This is a genomic window from Rhodanobacter sp. B2A1Ga4 (assembly GCF_018101315.1).
Lineage (GTDB): Bacteria > Pseudomonadota > Gammaproteobacteria > Xanthomonadales > Rhodanobacteraceae > Rhodanobacter > Rhodanobacter thiooxydans_A.
On record NZ_JADBJR010000003.1, the window covers coordinates 345446 to 360855 of the forward strand.

General features: G+C 67.2%; 22 protein-coding genes. 8 read left to right on the forward strand and 14 right to left on the reverse strand.

Going from position 1 to position 15410, the window contains the following annotated elements; all coding sequences use genetic code 11:
• Positions 1–849, reverse strand: a complete 849-nt coding sequence (locus tag IMW82_RS12435; RefSeq protein WP_211004660.1) for a mechanosensitive ion channel domain-containing protein — start codon at positions 847–849, stop codon at positions 1–3.
• A gap of 227 nt (positions 850–1076) precedes the next feature.
• Here IMW82_RS12435 and IMW82_RS12440 point away from each other — a divergent pair, with 227 nt between their 5' ends.
• Positions 1077–1652 (forward strand): DUF4124 domain-containing protein, encoded by a 576-nt coding sequence (locus tag IMW82_RS12440; protein WP_244754314.1) that lies wholly within the window; start codon positions 1077–1079, stop codon positions 1650–1652.
• Entirely contained in the window at positions 1652–1858 is a 207-nt protein-coding gene (locus IMW82_RS12445) for a hypothetical protein (protein ID WP_211004662.1), read from the forward strand. Before IMW82_RS12440 ends, IMW82_RS12445 begins: the two co-directional genes overlap by 1 nt.
• Positions 1859–1910: 52 nt before the next feature.
• On the opposite strand, the gene IMW82_RS12450 is transcribed toward IMW82_RS12445, so the two are convergent.
• From IMW82_RS12450 to IMW82_RS12490, 9 genes are all read right to left on the reverse strand, one after another.
• The gene (locus IMW82_RS12450) at positions 1911–2072 is read right to left on the reverse strand and encodes a hypothetical protein (protein WP_211004663.1); all 162 of its coding nucleotides are present in this window, start codon (positions 2070–2072) and stop codon (positions 1911–1913) included.
• Between the two features lie 29 nt (positions 2073–2101).
• Positions 2102–2458, reverse strand: a complete 357-nt coding sequence (locus tag IMW82_RS12455; protein ID WP_211004664.1) for a hypothetical protein — start codon at positions 2456–2458, stop codon at positions 2102–2104.
• Positions 2459–3061: 603 nt separating this feature from the next.
• A complete protein-coding gene (locus IMW82_RS12460) occupies positions 3062–3370 on the reverse strand; it encodes a DUF2845 domain-containing protein (protein ID WP_211004665.1) in 309 nt (102 codons plus the stop codon).
• 66 nt (positions 3371–3436) lie between these two features.
• Positions 3437–4012, reverse strand: a complete 576-nt coding sequence (locus IMW82_RS12465; protein ID WP_211004666.1) for a DUF924 family protein — start codon at positions 4010–4012, stop codon at positions 3437–3439.
• A 12-nt stretch (positions 4013–4024) separates the two neighbouring features.
• Positions 4025–4465 carry a DUF2383 domain-containing protein gene (locus IMW82_RS12470; protein ID WP_108470611.1) on the reverse strand — a complete coding sequence of 147 codons (441 nt, stop codon included), beginning with the start codon at positions 4463–4465 and terminating at the stop codon, positions 4025–4027.
• 114 nt (positions 4466–4579) lie between these two features.
• On the reverse strand, positions 4580–5332 hold the full coding sequence (locus IMW82_RS12475) for a DUF2884 family protein (RefSeq protein ID WP_211004667.1): 753 nt from the start codon (positions 5330–5332) through the stop codon (positions 4580–4582).
• Positions 5333–5401: 69 nt separating this feature from the next.
• Positions 5402–5875, reverse strand: coding sequence for a hypothetical protein (locus IMW82_RS12480; RefSeq protein WP_211004668.1), 474 nt, complete (start codon positions 5873–5875; stop codon positions 5402–5404).
• Positions 5875–6405, reverse strand: a complete 531-nt coding sequence (locus tag IMW82_RS12485) for a peroxiredoxin (protein ID WP_108470608.1) — start codon at positions 6403–6405, stop codon at positions 5875–5877. Before IMW82_RS12485 ends, IMW82_RS12480 begins: the two co-directional genes overlap by 1 nt.
• A 110-nt stretch (positions 6406–6515) precedes the next feature.
• Positions 6516–6974 carry a hypothetical protein gene (locus tag IMW82_RS12490; protein ID WP_108470607.1) on the reverse strand — a complete coding sequence of 153 codons (459 nt, stop codon included), beginning with the start codon at positions 6972–6974 and terminating at the stop codon, positions 6516–6518.
• A 267-nt stretch (positions 6975–7241) separates the two neighbouring features.
• Here IMW82_RS12490 and IMW82_RS12495 point away from each other — a divergent pair, with 267 nt between their 5' ends.
• Together IMW82_RS12495 and IMW82_RS12500 are read left to right on the forward strand one after the other, a co-directional pair.
• Positions 7242–7658 (forward strand): universal stress protein, encoded by a 417-nt coding sequence (locus IMW82_RS12495; protein ID WP_108470606.1) that lies wholly within the window; start codon positions 7242–7244, stop codon positions 7656–7658.
• A 108-nt stretch (positions 7659–7766) separates the two neighbouring features.
• A complete protein-coding gene (locus IMW82_RS12500; protein ID WP_211004669.1) occupies positions 7767–8588 on the forward strand; it encodes a ferritin-like domain-containing protein in 822 nt (273 codons plus the stop codon).
• A gap of 3 nt (positions 8589–8591) precedes the next feature.
• Here the strand turns inward: IMW82_RS12500 and IMW82_RS12505 are convergent, their stop codons facing one another.
• From IMW82_RS12505 to IMW82_RS12520, 4 genes are all read right to left on the reverse strand, one after another.
• Entirely contained in the window at positions 8592–9050 is a 459-nt protein-coding gene (locus IMW82_RS12505) for a DUF6491 family protein (protein ID WP_211004670.1), read from the reverse strand.
• Between the two features lie 78 nt (positions 9051–9128).
• Positions 9129–9863 (reverse strand): hypothetical protein, encoded by a 735-nt coding sequence (locus IMW82_RS12510; protein ID WP_211004671.1) that lies wholly within the window; start codon positions 9861–9863, stop codon positions 9129–9131.
• Between the two features lie 70 nt (positions 9864–9933).
• Positions 9934–10797, reverse strand: coding sequence for a LytTR family DNA-binding domain-containing protein (locus IMW82_RS12515; RefSeq protein ID WP_211004672.1), 864 nt, complete (start codon positions 10795–10797; stop codon positions 9934–9936).
• 176 nt (positions 10798–10973) lie between these two features.
• Positions 10974–11276, reverse strand: coding sequence for a DUF3247 family protein (locus IMW82_RS12520; protein ID WP_211004673.1), 303 nt, complete (start codon positions 11274–11276; stop codon positions 10974–10976).
• Positions 11277–11499: 223 nt separating this feature from the next.
• Between IMW82_RS12520 and IMW82_RS12525 the strand changes: the two genes are divergently transcribed.
• From IMW82_RS12525 to IMW82_RS12540, 4 genes are all read left to right on the forward strand, one after another.
• Positions 11500–12417 (forward strand): arginine deiminase-related protein, encoded by a 918-nt coding sequence (locus IMW82_RS12525; RefSeq protein ID WP_211004674.1) that lies wholly within the window; start codon positions 11500–11502, stop codon positions 12415–12417.
• Positions 12418–12504: 87 nt separating this feature from the next.
• Complete coding sequence (locus tag IMW82_RS12530; protein WP_211004675.1) at positions 12505–13173, forward strand: glutathione S-transferase; 669 nt, start codon at positions 12505–12507, stop codon at positions 13171–13173.
• Positions 13174–13260: 87 nt separating this feature from the next.
• Positions 13261–13590 (forward strand): hypothetical protein, encoded by a 330-nt coding sequence (locus IMW82_RS12535; protein ID WP_211004676.1) that lies wholly within the window; start codon positions 13261–13263, stop codon positions 13588–13590.
• A 169-nt stretch (positions 13591–13759) separates the two neighbouring features.
• On the forward strand, positions 13760–15370 hold the full coding sequence (locus tag IMW82_RS12540; protein ID WP_211004677.1) for an MFS transporter: 1611 nt from the start codon (positions 13760–13762) through the stop codon (positions 15368–15370).
• Positions 15371–15410 lie beyond the last annotated feature (40 nt).

Genomic DNA, 15410 nt, shown 5'->3' on the forward strand with positions numbered 1-15410 from the left:
TCAATCGGCCTTCGGCACGCCCTGCACCAGGGTGACTTCGCGCGGCACCACGGGAACGCTGATCTGTTGCGCGTCGATCCGCCGCTTGATCGCGTGCAGCAGGTCGGTCTGCGCGCCCCAGTTGTCGCTGCCGAGGGTCCAGCCGCGCAGCACCAGGTTCACCGTCTGCCCGCTCAGGCCCTCGATCCACACGCCGGGAGCCGGATCCTTCAGGATGCGCGGGTCCGCCGCCATCAGCTGCATGATCGTGGCCATCACCTGCTCCGCATCGTCGCGATAGGCGATGCCGAACTTCAGCTCGAAGCGCCGCGTGCCCCGGCGGTTGTAGTTGATGATGGCGTCGCCGCCGACCTTCGCGTTCGGCAGGATCGCCTCGCGGTTGTCCGGCAGCAGCAGCTGGGTATGCATCAGGTTGATGCTCTGCACGGTGCCCTCGGTGCCGCCGGCACTGACGTAGTCGCCGACCCGGAACGGCCGGAACACCACCAGCAGCACGCCCCACGCCAGGTTGCTGAGCGAACCCTGCAGGGCCAGCCCGATCGCCAGCCCGGCGGTGCCGAGCGCGGCGACCATCGGCGCCGACGGCACACCCAGCACGCCCAGCGCGGTCACCACCAGCAAGACCACCAGCACGCCGTAGATCAGGTTGCGCAGGAAGCCGCCAAGCGTGGAATCGACACTGGCCCGGCCCAGCGCGCGCTGCGCGAAATTGGCCAGCCGGCGCGCCACCCACATGCCGACCAGCAATACCAGCAGCGCGCCGGCCAGGCGCAACCCTAGCTGCACCGCCTGGTCGGTATAGGCGGACATTGCGCGAGTCGCCCCCGGTGCAACGGAAACATCGAACATGATCTCGTCATCTGCAAAATACCGGAAGCCAGCCTAGCAGGATCACTTGCAACTGCACCGCTATCGCCACTGCCATCGCTACGGCATCGGCCGCCCTCATGCCACACCATATGCTGGATTCGAAAGTGTCGAGCAGTTGCTGCTGGCAGTGCCAAGCAGCGTGCTGCTGGCGATTTTTAGGGGTAGGCTTACCCGCAGACTGCAAAGGGAGCCAGCAGATGGGGATGATGCGATGGTGGTTGGTCGCCGGCTTGCTGGTATGCGCGGGCTGGGCGCATGCGGGCGACATCTACACCTGCAAGGGAACGAACGGCGTGAACGTGTACCAGAACACGCCGTGCCCGCCGAAGCAGCCGCAGCTGAAGCACCGCCAGTACGATGAGTCGATGGCGCGCGCACCATCTCCACAGGCCACGGAGCCGCAGGTGGTGCAGCAGCGTGTGGTGCAGGGCCAGGCGCCGGCCGACGGTTACGCGAACACGGCTGGCCAGGGAAGAGAGGTGGCACCTGCGCCCACGGTGGCGTACCAGTGCACCGCGGGCCGCCGCACGTGGATCCAGAAAACCCCATGCCCGTCGACGTACAACCAGGCGGCGCCGGTGAATGTGACGGGATTCACCGCCAGCGGACAGCACTTCACGGGCAATGGCTGGGTGGATCAGCGGGCCCCGGTGCGTGAACAGTCGATGGACCAATCCAGCTTGTGCGACCGCGTGCGGGCCGGCGCAAACGTGGGCGGCGATTCCGAAGCGTCGCGGTCTTACGAGCGGAACAAGATCAAGCGCAATCTGTGCGGAGGGTGATGATGCTGCAGCGCTACGACATACCACCGCCAGACGCCGGCGTTTCCTCTGTGAGCGCCACGTTCGCGGTGCTGGTGTTCATGGTGACGGCTTGGGCCACACTAGCGAAGGATGGCTTCTGGCACGACCGCACGGAAGGCAAGCCCGGCATGCGCTGGCTGCTGGTGCTGGGACCACCGGCGCTGACTTGGTGGCTGTTGAGCTGAAAAGAAAAGCCCCGCCGAAGCGGGGCTTTTTACTGAAACCACTAGCCAGATATTACGCGGCTTCCGCCACCTTGCCGCTCTCAATAATCTTGGCGAGATGCGCATTGATGTACGCAAATTCGGCGCATGCTTCCTCGAGCAACAGGATCAGATCTTCACGACTCTTGGGTGCGTAGAGAGAATGCAAATTGAGTTTAAGGCCTGCGGTATCCATGAGGGTTCTCCTGCTTGTCTCCTGTGTGGTCACTGTTTCTGGCTGCGGAGTTTTCGAATGCAGTCCTGATATTCAGCCTCATCGCCGTTTTTCAACGACACATGGGTGCGTCGGATCAGATGTATGGCTTGTTGACAGTTAAGCAATTGCATGGTTCTGGTTGGATCGTCTTGAATCTGTGAACTGTTCAGCACGACACTAACAATTGGTTCAACTAGCTGAATGGCCGCGATGATCTGGTCGATACTGGGGTTAGCCAGAGCTACAAATTTTTCGAAGCCAAACGATGAGTCAGCTTCGACCACGTGGTTGATTGACTCAATAATCTGACTCCAAAGCTCGTGAACAAGCTCGCTCAGCTGAGCGTCCACAGGATCCTTCACCATGCTTTGGTTCCCCTTTAGATGTTAAGTGGCGCCCTGTATATGAGGGCGCCTGCCTTCCCAGGTCAGTTGGCAATAGTAACATCTGATGCTGGTGCTTTACCACACCTATGGCATGTGTCAAGGGCCACGTCACCATCGTCACAGCTTCGCGTGAATCCAAGCAGAAAGAGTGCCAAGCCCCGTCGGGTGAGGGTACTTGGCGCTCCACTTCGGCCCAACTAGGCAGTGGCATTTGTGGTTGGCACCCATAGAGCTGACGTTCTGCGGCATGTTACGACGACGCCCGTCCCCTTTGGGTGGCGCCGTGCGCTATAGATGACCATGATTCCCTTGCAAGAATTGACGGAAATCAGTTGTTGTCCGTTCCGGTTTGGTCTGGCCGGCTCAGAACTGATTACGCGACGGCATACCTAATCTCGCCTTCAGCGATGCGCTCCGCCTGCCCACGCCCAGCTTGGGGGGCGCCTCGGGAGTTCTCGACCATCTTGAACCAACCGCTTGGACAGCAGTAGATCCAGTGGCAACTCCGGGATCCGAGGTTGCCACGCAGAGGTATCGACAATCACGCAACGCGACCGCCGGCAACGCGCACGGACCGGACTCTCAGAGCCGGCGATCCTCGATCTCGCTGACCCGGCCATCGACGATGGTCACCGCGGTGACGTGGTCGCCGCGGCGGTAGCGCCACTGCTCGCCGCCCTGGTGGTTGTCCACCACGCGCACGCCGCCGCGACGGCCGCCATGGCTGCGCGGCTTGCGTGCGTGTGATTTCGAGGTGGGCTTGCCCAGCAGCTCGACCACCCGCTCGCGGCTGTCGCCGGCGGTGAGCACCTGGCTGCCCACGCGCAGGGTGCTGGACGCCTGCACAGCGGCACTGAACGCGAACAACGCGATGACGAGACGAATGCGCATGACCTGCTCCCTGGTCTGACTGGAATGGACTGACTGCAACCCCGGAACCGCCGATCGCGTCGCGTCTCAGAAACCGGCACCCGGCTGGGCCAAGTAGAGCGCTTCTTCCGGCGTATCGGTCCGACCGAGTGCGGCGTTGCGATGGGGAAAGCGGCCGAAGCGCGCGATCACCTCGCAGTGGCGGCGAGCATAGTCCAGGAATTCCTCGAACGGTTGGCGCTGTGCCGTCGGCACTTCCGCGCACAACGCCTCGAACAACGCCACCGAACGCCGCTGCAACGCCAGATTCTCGGCATGTTCCAGCGGCAGGTAGGCGAACACGCGCTGCACGGCGGGCAGTTGCCGGTCATCACCACGAGCCAGCCCCGACAGCGCCACGCGCTGCGCGCCGGCGTCGGTCGCCCAGGCGCGCGGGTCGTGGCGGTACAGGTTGCGCGGGAACTGGTCGAGCAGGATCAACAGCGCGAGCCAGCCCGATGGCGTACCCGCCCAGTCGTCCAGCCGGCCGTCAGCGGCAGCCTCGACGGCTTCGCCGAAGCGCTCGCGGATCTGCGCATCGAACGCGGCATCGGCGGCGAACCAGTGGTCGGCGCCCGCTTCGGCAAACCAGAAATCGAGGATGTCATGTGCGGTCGCGGGCATGGCCACTTTCGTTCAATAGCGCGCGGTACCGGCCAGGCTGTGCATGTCCAGGTGGATGCCGCGCAAACGCGGCAATTGCCGGCGCAGCACCAGCACCGACTCGGCGGGGGCGGCGGCGATGGCCTGCTCGAAGCCATGCAGCAAGGCACTCTCGCCATGCGCCAGCACGCGGATCCAGGCGCTGTCGTGGCGCGCGGCGGTGCGCACCAGCCAGCCGGCGAGATGCCGGTGGACGGTGCCGTGCCAGCTGCCGTGCTCGCACGGCCTGTCGCCGCGGTCACGCAGTTGCGCCTGCAGGTCGGCGATCAACAGGTCCAGCGTGTGCACGTTGTCGTTCAGCACCATGCGCAGGCCCGGTTCGCACGCCGCCGCGGCATGGCGATAGAGCTGGCGCAGGTCGATGCTGCGCCGGATCAGGGTATTGCAGGTGGATACGGGCAACTGCCGCGGCATGGCCGCCTCCGGGCGGATCGGGGTCGATCGGTGCGCCATCCTGGCCCCGGCCCACTTAGCCGGAGATTAACCACGCGACCAACCGTGCGGCAGTCAGCTGACGACAGGCCCTGCTCACTGCTGGACCTGCAGCAGATCCAGCGGCTGCCCGTTGCTGCCGCGCACGCCCTGCTGCAAGGCCGCGAGCCGCTGGATCGACGGGCACAGCGCCTCGATCTGCGGACGCAGCACCTGCAGGCGCGACTGCAGGCGCGGGCGCAACGTGGTGGCGAGGTCGGTGGCGCGATCGCGCAGGCTGGCGGCCGCCTGCAGGTCGCCGGCCAGCGCCGCGTTGATCGCCTGCTGGCCAAGGTCGGCCGCCAGCAGCGGCAGCAGGTCGCCGGCGATCTGGTTCATGGCCTGGTTGGCGGCGTCACCCTGCCAGTCGTGCGTGCTCTGGCTGACCGAGATGCGCCGTTTCAACTCGGCCGCATGCGCATCCAGCCGGCGGTTGAATTCGGCCCGCGTATCGGCGCCCAGGCCCATGCCGTCGGCTTCTGCCCGCAGCGCCTGCGCGGCGATGTCCACGCCGTTGCGCGCCACCGTGCGCACCCGCGGCGCCAGTGCGCGCAGGTCGCGTTCGAACAGGGCCAGCCGGTCCTCGTCCTCCGCATTCAGCTTCACGATGGCACCGTCGGTGCGCAGCGCCCCCTGCCGCAGCTCGACGTGGAACGGTGCGGGCGCCGGCCGATCGAACAGCAGGCTGCCGGGTTTCAGGGTGACGTCATAGCTGCTGCTGGCGTGGCAGGTCGTCGCCAGGTCCTGCGCGTGCAGCCACGGCGCAGCAAGCAGCAGGGTGAACAGGAACGGCAATCGCGACAGGCGCATGAAGATTCCCTGGAAATGGACTCGCTCAGCGATAGCCGACGTTGCCGCAACCGCCGCTGAACTGCTCGCTCAACGTGGGCGCGGACGGAACTGCGCGCGCACCGCCGGCCGGCCCAGTTGCCAGGCCAGCCCCAGCAGCAGCGGGATGGCGGCGGCCTTGAGCGCCAGGCCGACCTGCCAGGTGCGCTCGGCCCGCGCGATCATCCACAGCGCCACCTCGCCCAGTTGCGGCTGCGCCTGCGCATGCTGCCTGGCGGTGTCGAAGTCGCCCCATTGCTGCAGCATCAGCGCGCCCGAGACCAGCGCCCACACGGCCAGCAGCACGGCCAGCACCTGCAGCACCGGCCGTGCCCACGCCTGGCGCAAGATGCCGCCGGCGCAGGTCGCGAAGACCACCAGCGATGCCGCCAGATAGGAGTATTCGGCATGCTGCAGATACTGCACGGCACCCAGCGCGGCAAACAGCAGCAGGATCCACACACCGATCGCCCAGGCCGTGAAACCCCGCGCCGGCGCGGGGTCGGTGCGCACCGCCAGCGGCATCAGGGCGCCGCCTTCAACGCGGCGAGATCGCCCAGCACCTGGGCCGAGTTCTTTTCCGGGTCGACATCCACGTAGACCTTGGCCACCCTGCCCTGCGGATCAATCAGGAAGGTGGTGCGTTTGGCGTAGTGCATGCCGATGTGCGAGGCAAGCACACCGTAGGCAGTGGCCACGCTGCGGTCGGCGTCGGCCAGCAGCGGGAACGGCACGTGGTACTTCGCAGCGAATTCGGCGTGCGACTTCACGTCGTCCAGGCTCACCCCGATCACCTCGGCACCGGCCTGACGCAGCTTCGCGATGTCATCGCGGAAGGTGCATACCTCGGTGGTGCAGCCGGGGGTGAAATCCTTCGGGTAGAAATACATCACCAGCCAGTGGCCGTGGAAATCGGCCGGCGTGCGCCAGTGGCCGTTCTGGTCCTGCAGGCGGAACGCCGGAGCGCTGTCGCCGACTTGCGGGGTGGCGGCAAATGCCGGGATGGCCAGGGCACACAGCAGGGTCAGCACGAGCAAGCGGGAAAGACGGCGCATGACGGACTCCGGTTCGGGGAAGGGAGAAACTGGAAGCAGCCGCCACAGTTTACGCGTCCCCAAGAAGGAGGGCGCCTGCGGCGCCCTCCTTCTTCATGCGTGCCTCGGCATCAGCGCTCGCTGATGGTGAACTTGCCCACCGAGATGCCCAGGTTGACGCCTTCGCCGGAACCGGCCAGCGCCAGCGAGGTAGTGCCCTTGGTCAGCACCTGCACGGTGCCGCTCTTCACCACGCCGGCCTCGGCCCCGGCCTGCGCATAGTCGCCGTAGACGTCGGCGATGCCATGCACCTTGCTGATCTCGCCCTTGCCATTGTCGATGTGGTACTTGCCGGCAGTGAGGCCGCCGCCAACCACGGCGATCTTCACGTTGGCGCGCTGGCCGTTGTCGCAGGTGACCGTGCCGCTGCCTTCGGCATGCTTGTAGATCAGCGACCAGCCGGACAGGCTGTAGACGAGGTCGCATTTCACCGATGCTTCGGCAGCCTGCGCGTTGCCAGACGGCAGCACGGTCATGGCGCCAGCGCAGGCAACTACCAGGGCAGCCATTCCAAATGTACGCTTGATCATCGTCGTCTCCTTCCGCTTTCCGCGGGTGGTTCGTCATGCGCCGCGGATGCAGGATGGCAGCCGCAGCGGGTGAGAGGAGGTTGTGCAGGACAGCGTGACATTCGCGTGCAGAAGCATGACTGCCCGTTCAGGTTTCTGCCTTGATGTCCTGCTGACGAAGCACCGCGCAGACTGCCGCCGGCAGGCACGGCATCGCCCGGAGGTTGTGGCACGGCGGGCACCCTGCATAGACTCGGCACGACGATGCCGGCAAAGCGAAGGAGCACCATGGTCAAGTATTCACTGGTCGGTTACGACGGCTCTGACGCGTCCCGTCGCGCGTTCCTGTTCGCGATCGACCTGGCTCGCGCCTGCGCCGGGCGGGTACGCGTGGTGTCGGTGCTGCAGGTGACGGAAGGCGGTGCCGATGCCGCGGCGCTGATGATGGCCGACTCCGGCACCCGGCGCGTGCAGGAACTGCTGGATGAGTTGACGGCGATCGTGCCGGATGCGGCAACCCTGGTCGACGTCGAGCTGGTCTATGGCAGTCCCGGTGATGTGCTGTTGAGCCAGATCGACCAGCACCAGGTGGATCACCTCGTGATCGGCCATACCGAACGCGGCGCGCTGGCGCGCTGGCTGCTCGGTTCGGTGTCCGGCAACGTGCTGGCGCGCGCTCACGTGCCGGTGACCGTGGTGCGCTAAGTCGGCCGGCGTTAATCCGCCGCCGCGACCAGGCCGTATCCTGTGTCATCTTGCCGTCATCTACGAACGGCCACTGGCCGCCGCCATCGCCGCACGGGGACATTCGCCTTGAATCCATCCACCGCCCTGCCCTGGACCCTGGAAAGCATCGACCTCGAGCGCATCGAGCTCGCCCGCGTGCGCCATGACGAGGATCTGTTCTTCCTGCTGTGCAGCTCGTCCTTCGTGGAGAGCGGCTCGGACCTGTACGCGCGCAATCTGGTCGACCATTTCGCCGGCGACGAGGAACTGGGGACCTGGCTCAGCCAGCATTGGGAGCAGGAAGAGCTGCAGCATGGCCGCGCGCTGGCCGCCTATGTCAGGAAGGTCTGGCCGGAGTTCGACTGGGACAAGGGCTTCGCCGCGTTCTGGAACGCGTACGGCGCGGTGTGCACCGCCGAGCAGCTGGAATCCTGCCGCGGACTGGAACTGGCCGCGCGCTGCGTGGTGGAAACCGGTACCGCCAGCCTGTACCGCGCGCTCAACGAGATCACCGACGAGCCTGTGCTGAAGCAGCTGACCAACCACATCAAGAGCGACGAAGTCCGCCACTTCAAGTATTTCTACCAGCACTACCGACTTTACCGCGAGCGCGAGGGCTTCGGTCGCTACCAGGTGTTCCGCGCGCTGCTGCGCCGGGTCAACGAGATCAAGAACGAGGACAGCGACATCGCGCTGCGCCACGTGTTCAACCAGTGCTACCCGCAGCACCAGGACAACGAAGCCGAGTTCCGCCGCATCAGCGACCGCGCCCAGGGCCTGCTGCGCCGGAACATCCCGGCGGCGATGACGGTGAAGATGCTGCTCAAGCCGCTGGACCTGCCGCCGCGCCTGCAGAACGCGCTGGAAAAGCCGCTGGCGAAGATCACCGAGAAGCTGTTCCTGCACTGACCCTCATTGCGCTGCGGCAGGCTTGCCCGCGTTGCGCGCCGCGCTCTCGATCTGCCGCTGCTGCTGCTGCGCGAGCTTCAGGCTTTTCACGTCGATCGGGCGGATCTGCGTGATGGTGCAGGGAAAGTTGTGCCGTCCGGTGAGGACCTTGTCGAAGCCTACCATCACCTGGTCGAGGTTGGAGGTAAGCCCGATGCTGTTGACGAAGCACAGCTCCTGGCAGCCGCCGAGGTCCAGCAGCCAGGCCTTGTTCGGCTGCGTGTAGACGGCCAGCTCGGTGTCGCTGAGCGGCTCCCACGAGTACAGGCTGAAGAAGCGGAAGCTGCGCACCGGCGCGCCGGCCGCGGCGGCGTAGGCGGCCTGGCGCTCGCTCATGCGCTGGGCGTACGGCACGCTGGAGCAGCCGACGCACGACAGGCCCAGCATCAGCGCACCGGCAACGATGAGGAGTGGCTTGGACATGATGCGGTCCTCGATGGAGACTCTGCCTGTCCAGACGCATGGGCGCCGTTTCGGTTGACGCCATCCAGCGCAGACCGGCTACTTCTTGCCGCCCTTGCCCACCGGAACCCACTTCGCCGGGTCGAAACCGCCCACCTCGTAGACCAGCGTCTGCTTCTTCTCGCCGTCGACCAGGGTGACGTCCATGCTGATCTTCTTCGCCTTGCGCAGCATCGCGATGAAGCCGTTGTCGTCGCGGATCATCAGCGCCGGCTCGCCGGTGGACGGCGCGAAGGCCTTGATCCGCACCGGCTTGCCGTCGACCGTGGCAGCGAGGGTGCAATTGCCGCGGCAGACGAAGCCGGGCTTGCTGCCGTACAGGAACACGCTCTGGCCCCACGCGGTGTGCCGGCGCAACACCAGCCGCACGCGCTCGCCGCCGGCCGGCAGGCTGTTCTCGATGGTGGCGGTGGACTGCGTGCCGCCGGCCATCGGCGCCACCTGGTACAGCCACAGCCCGGCCAGCCGGCTCTTCTCGCTGGCCGCGGTGTAACGCTGCTCGATCGCCGGCAGGGTCTTCTGCACTTCCATCGCGGCGTCGCTGTCGGGGAAACGCTTGACGATGTCCTTGCCCATCGACACCGCCATCTCGTCGTTGCCGATGCGCAGCAGCTGGCGGTAGGTGTCGAGGTTGCGCGCCGCGTCGGCCGCCTGCGCCTGGGCCTGCTGCTGCTCTGCGGTCGGCGCCGGCGCGCTGCCCTGCGGCGAGCAGCCGGCGAGCAGCCAGGTGGCGCAAAAGGCCATCACGGCGTAGCGGAGAAAAATACGATTCATCGGCGACCTGCCTGACGGGAACAAGCCGCTAGCTTGGAACGATCCGCGGTCACCACGCAACCGCACCGGTTCAGTCCGCCTGGCCGAAACGCTCGCGCAGCGCGGCGCGGTAGCGCCGGCTGCAGGGAATCTTCGCGCCGTCGCGCATCTGCAGGCGTGCGTCGCCGCTTTCCAGCGGTTCGATCTCGACCAGGTAATCGAGGTTGACGAAATGGCTGCGGTGCACCCGCACGAAGCGCGCCGGGTCGAGCCGCTCCTCGATCCCGGCCATGGTCGCGCGCAGCGGATAGTCGCGCCCGCGCACGTGCAGGTTCACGTAGTTGCCCGAGGCCTGCAGCCACTCGATCTCGCTGGCGTTGAGCAGGAACTCCTTGCCCAGCTTGCGCACCAGCAAGCGCTCGGGGCGCTCCACCGGTTCCACCGGCGCACCCTCGTCCGGCGCGGCCAGCAGTTTCGCCTCGCCCTGCTGGCGCAGCCACCACAGCCGGTACAGCACCAGCGTGCCGACGATCACGAAATAGGTGCGGATGTCCTTGAGGTATTCGTAGCCGAAATTGAACCACCACGGCCCGAACCGGTAGTGCCCGCCGCTGACGGCATAGGCCAGCGTGCGCAACGCGATCATGCCGCCGACGTGGATCAGGCTGAATGGCACGCTGGCCAGCACGTGCAGCGGCAGGTTGCGCCGCCAGCTGTCGAGACGGATCGGCCAGCGCCGCTCCACGGCGATCACCGCCGGCAACAGCGCCAGTATCACCAGCGCGCTGCTCCATTCCCACACCCACGGCTCCCACGCCGCCACGCGACCGGCATGGTCGATGCGCGAGTCGATGCTGTTAAAGATCGCGTTCAACGCGATGAACAGCAGCCAGGCGGTCACTTCGAGCGGCCGCCGCCAGCGCTGGTAGAAGGTGTAGCCACGGGTCGTGGTCATGCGGCGGATTCTACGCAACTCGTCCCGCGGCTCGCCCCTGCCCGCCGCGATTCGTCACAGCGGCCCGGCCAACGGTCACTTCCGCCGCGACTGGCCGACGACCTGGCCTGAACCCGAAGTCCGCGGTCGCGCGTCCGGCACATACCGGGCTCGCGCACGTCGAACGCTTCGCCCGCTCAGTTTTCGCTCGCCATGATCGAATCGACGTGTTCGACCCGCGCGATCTGGTCGAGCCAGACCTGCCGACTCCACGCCGGCACGTCGGGGCGTTCCAGTTTCACCGTGGCATTGATTCCTTCGTGCTCGTCGGCATCGCGAAACAACTGCACGTTCGGTCGCGTGACGACCACGCCGTCGCAGCTGCTGCCGTCCTTGAGCAGCAGCACGACATGGCCATTGGCCGGCAATTCCCGGACCAGCGATTCGAGCTGCCGGATGCTGGCCGGGTCGGTGTAGACACGTTCCGCCGCTCTGCCCATGGGACTTGCCTCGCAAGATGGGATCGGCCGCCAGCCTGGTCGGCAAGATGGCAAGCGCGCGTCAATTTACCCGTCCGCCAGCTGAACGGAGGCACCGGGCTGCCCCGGGGTTCGCCACCTGCCATCGTCGGCAAGCTCACCGGGAAGCCGCTGCGCGGGCCGAACCGGCAGCGGATATGCTGCGAGGGCATTTCCGATGTCCACCAACGCAGGAAGCCGCGCCATGATCGCCACTTCGCCGACCGAATTCCTCGAAGCATTTGCCACGCTGGCGCCGCTGCCGGAAGCCGCGGCGACTGCACGGGCGGCATTCCTGGTGGCGCCGGCCGAATTCGCCCTGGCGGAGGAATCGGCGCGCGACAACCGCTACATGGACACGAGCCTGGCGGTCGACCCGCTCAGGGCGCTGGCCCAGCATGGCGCGCTGGCGCAGGCGCTGCGCGCGGACGTGCCGGTGATCACCTTCCCCGGCGACCCAGCGACGCCAGATGCGGTGTTTCCGAACAACGTGTTCGCCACCGCGCCGGGGCGGCTGATCGTCGGCCGCATGCGCCACCCGGTGCGCCGGCGCGAGGCCGAACGCGCCGACATCCGGGCGTTCTTCGGCGAGGTGCTGGGCTACGACGAGATCGACCTGTCCGGCTGCGACGACCTGGTCGCCGAGCTGACCGGCTCGCTGGTCATCGACCGCGCCCGCGGCGTCGGTTACTGCGGCCTCAGCGAGCGCTGCGACCTGGCCGGCGCCGAGGCGATGCACAAGGCGTTCGGCCTGCGCCTGACGTTCTGTTTCGAGCTGGCCGAGACCGAGTACCACACCAACGTGGTGCTGGCGCTGCTGGCCAGCCGCGCGGCGATCATCGCCGCCGACGGCTTCCGCGACCCGGCCGCAGCGCAGGCGATCGCCCATGCCTGCGGCGATCGCGCGATCTGGCTGACCCCGGCGCAGAAGCAGGCCTTCGCCGGCAACGCGATCACCCTGTCCGACGGCTGCGTGTGGATGAGCGCCTGCGCCGCCGCCGCGCTCACCGACGAGCAGCGCGAAGCGCTGGCCGGCTACGGCTTCGCGATCGGCACGGTGGAACTGGACGAGATCGAGAAGGCCGGCGGCAGCCTGCGCTGCTGCGTCGGCGAGATCTACTGAATCCTCCTCCTGGCGGGAGCCCGCAGGATTCGGGACAGCACATCGCCCGCCGAGTCCTTCCGCAAACCAAGCGCCATGGAACAGCCCATGATCATCGTCCATCATCTGAACAACTCGCGCTCGCAGCGCATCCTGTGGCTGCTCGAAGAACTCGGCCTGCCGTACGAGATCAAACGCTACCAGCGCGACCCGAAAACCATGCTGGCACCCGCCGAACTGCGCGCGGTGCATCCGCTGGGCAAATCACCGGTGATCACCGACGGCGAGCTGACCCTGGCCGAGTCCGGCGCGATCATCGAATACCTGGCCGACCGCTACGCGGCCGGCACGCTGATTCCCGCGCACGGCACGCCGCAACGGCTGCGCTGCAACTACTGGCTGCACTACGCCGAAGGCTCGGCGATGCCGCCGCTGCTGCTGAAGCTGGTATTCAACCGGGTCGAGCACGCCCCGGCGCCGTTCTTCGTGAAGCCGGTGGCACGCGGCATAGCGCGCAAGGTGCTGCGCAACTTCGTCGACCCGCAACTGAAGCTGCACCTGGATTATCTGGAAGGCGAACTGGGCGACAGCGAATGGTTCGGCGGCGATGCGTTCAGCGTCGCCGACATCCAGCTCAGCTTCCCGCTGGAAGCGTTCGCCACCCGCGACGGACTGGACGCCGGCTATCCGCAGCTGTCCGCCTTCCTGCAGCGCATGCATGCCCGGCCGGCGTACCAGCGCGCGCTGCAGCGTGGCGGCGAGTACCGGCTTGGCTGAACGCAAGCGCGCGCAGGCTGCCGCTGTTTACGCCCCGCTCACGACACCGCTGGCAGCCTGCAAGGCCAGACGCGAAGGAGAACTCCCATGCGCAAACACGATATCGAGCACCGGCTCCACGATACCGCCGAGCATGTCACCGAGCGTGCCCGCTACTACGCCGACGGCGCCAGCAGCAGTGCGCAGGATCTGCTCGAACGCGGCCGCCGCCGCATCCACGAACGCTTCGGCGGGCGCGGCTCCTACGGCCGGCAGCTGAGCCGGGCGGCCGAGGACTTCGCCGACGAGGCGAACTACCACTATCGCCGGTTGCGGCGCCAGGTGAACCGCCATCCGGCGGCGACCGTGGCGATCGTCGCCGGCACCATCGGCGCGTTCCTGCTGCTGCGCCAGGCGTTCCGCCGCGACGACGACTGACCCGGCACCGGCAACAAGCCGCACCAACACACCCACGAGACCCGCCATCGGCGGGTTTTGTTTGGCCGTCCAAACGGGCATGGTACGGTCACGCTCCGTGCCGCCCCGCCGGCGCACGCCATGATTGCCGCTGCTAAGCTGGATCCCTGCACGCCCATCCGGCCGATCCATGCGCTCGAAAGATCTCACCTTCCACCACCCCGCGGCGTTCTGGCTCGGCTGCGCTGCGGTGGTCGCCGGCGTGCTGGCGCACCTGCCGATGCTGGCGATGGCCGCGCCGATGCATTACCAGCTCGCCGGCATGCCGATGGACAACGCCATGCTCGTCGGCATGGCATTGGTGCCGCTTGGCGTACTGCTTGCCGGTTACGGCCTGATGCCGCGGCTGGAACAGATGCGCCGCACGCTGCATCCCGACCGCGACCCGCTGCCGTTCCACGCCGCCGACCACGTGCCGCTCAACCGCGAGCACTGGAAGCTGGTGACCGTGCTGACCATCGCGCTGGCGGTGGACGTGATGAAGCCGGCCACGATCGGTTTCGTGATGCCGGGCGTCTCGACGGAATACGGTATCGGCGCCTCCACCGCCGGCCTGCTGGCGCTGTCGGCGCTGACCGGCACCGTGATCGGCTCGGTGGTGTGGGGTCGCCTCGGCGACCTGTTCGGCCGCCGCGCGACGATCCTGCTGTCGGCGCTGATGTTCATGGGCACCTCGATCTGCGGCGCGATGCCGGCGTTCGGCTGGAACCTGGTGATGTGCTTCATGATGGGCGCCGCCGCCGGCGGCATGCTGCCGATCACCTTCACCCTGATGGCGGAGACCATCCCGACCCGGCACCGCGGCTGGCTGCTGGTGGCGCTGGGCGGCGTCGGCACCTCGGCCGGCTACCTGCTCGCCTCCGGCGCCGCGACCCTGGTCGAACCCGACTTCGGCTGGCGCGCGCTGTGGCTGCTCAACCTGCCCACCGGCGCGCTGATCATCCTGCTCAACCATTACATTCCCGAATCGCCGCGCTTCCTCGCGCTGGCCGGCCTGGAGGATCAGGCGCGCGCGGTGCTGCAGCGGTTCTCGGGCACGACGGCACCGGCGGTTCCGCCGGTCCACCCCGCGGGCGAAGCGGTGCGGACCGATCCGCATGCCTCCGCCCGCGTCGGCATGCGCCAGCTGCTGCGCGGAAGGCATGCGGCGATCAGCTGGGGGCTGATGGTGTGCGCGGTGGCCTGGGGGCTGGCCAATTTCGGCTTCCTGCTGTGGCTGCCGGCCAACCTGGTCAGCCTGGGCATCGACGCGCAGGCCAGCGCCGCGCTGCTGGCGCGCTCGGCGATCCTGGCGCTGCCCGGCATCGTCCTGGTGGTGTGGTTCTACCAGCGCTGGAGCAGCATCCGCACCCTGGTGCTGTTCATCGGACTGACCGCGCTGTCGCTGCTGTTCTTCTTCGCGATCGCGCTGGCCAACCTGCGCTCGACGACGCTGACCATCGCCGGCACGGTGGCCCTGCTGCTGAGCATCAGCGGCGTGATCGCCACGCTGATCCCGTACGCGGCGGAGATCTACCCGGTGCACCTGCGCAGCACCGGCGCGGGGCTGATCGCCGGCGGCTCGAAGTTCGGCGGCATCCTCGGCGCGCTGATCGGCGTGGCCGGCCTGTTCGAGCACTTCATGCTGTCCGCGTTGCTGATCGCGCTGCCGATGATCGCCGCCGCCTGGCTGCTGGCGCGCAGCGGCATCGAGACGCGCGGCCACGGGCTGGAAGCGATCCAGCACGCGCTGTCGGAATAGCCGCAAAGGAAAGCCGCCTCGCGGCGGCTTTCCCTGACCT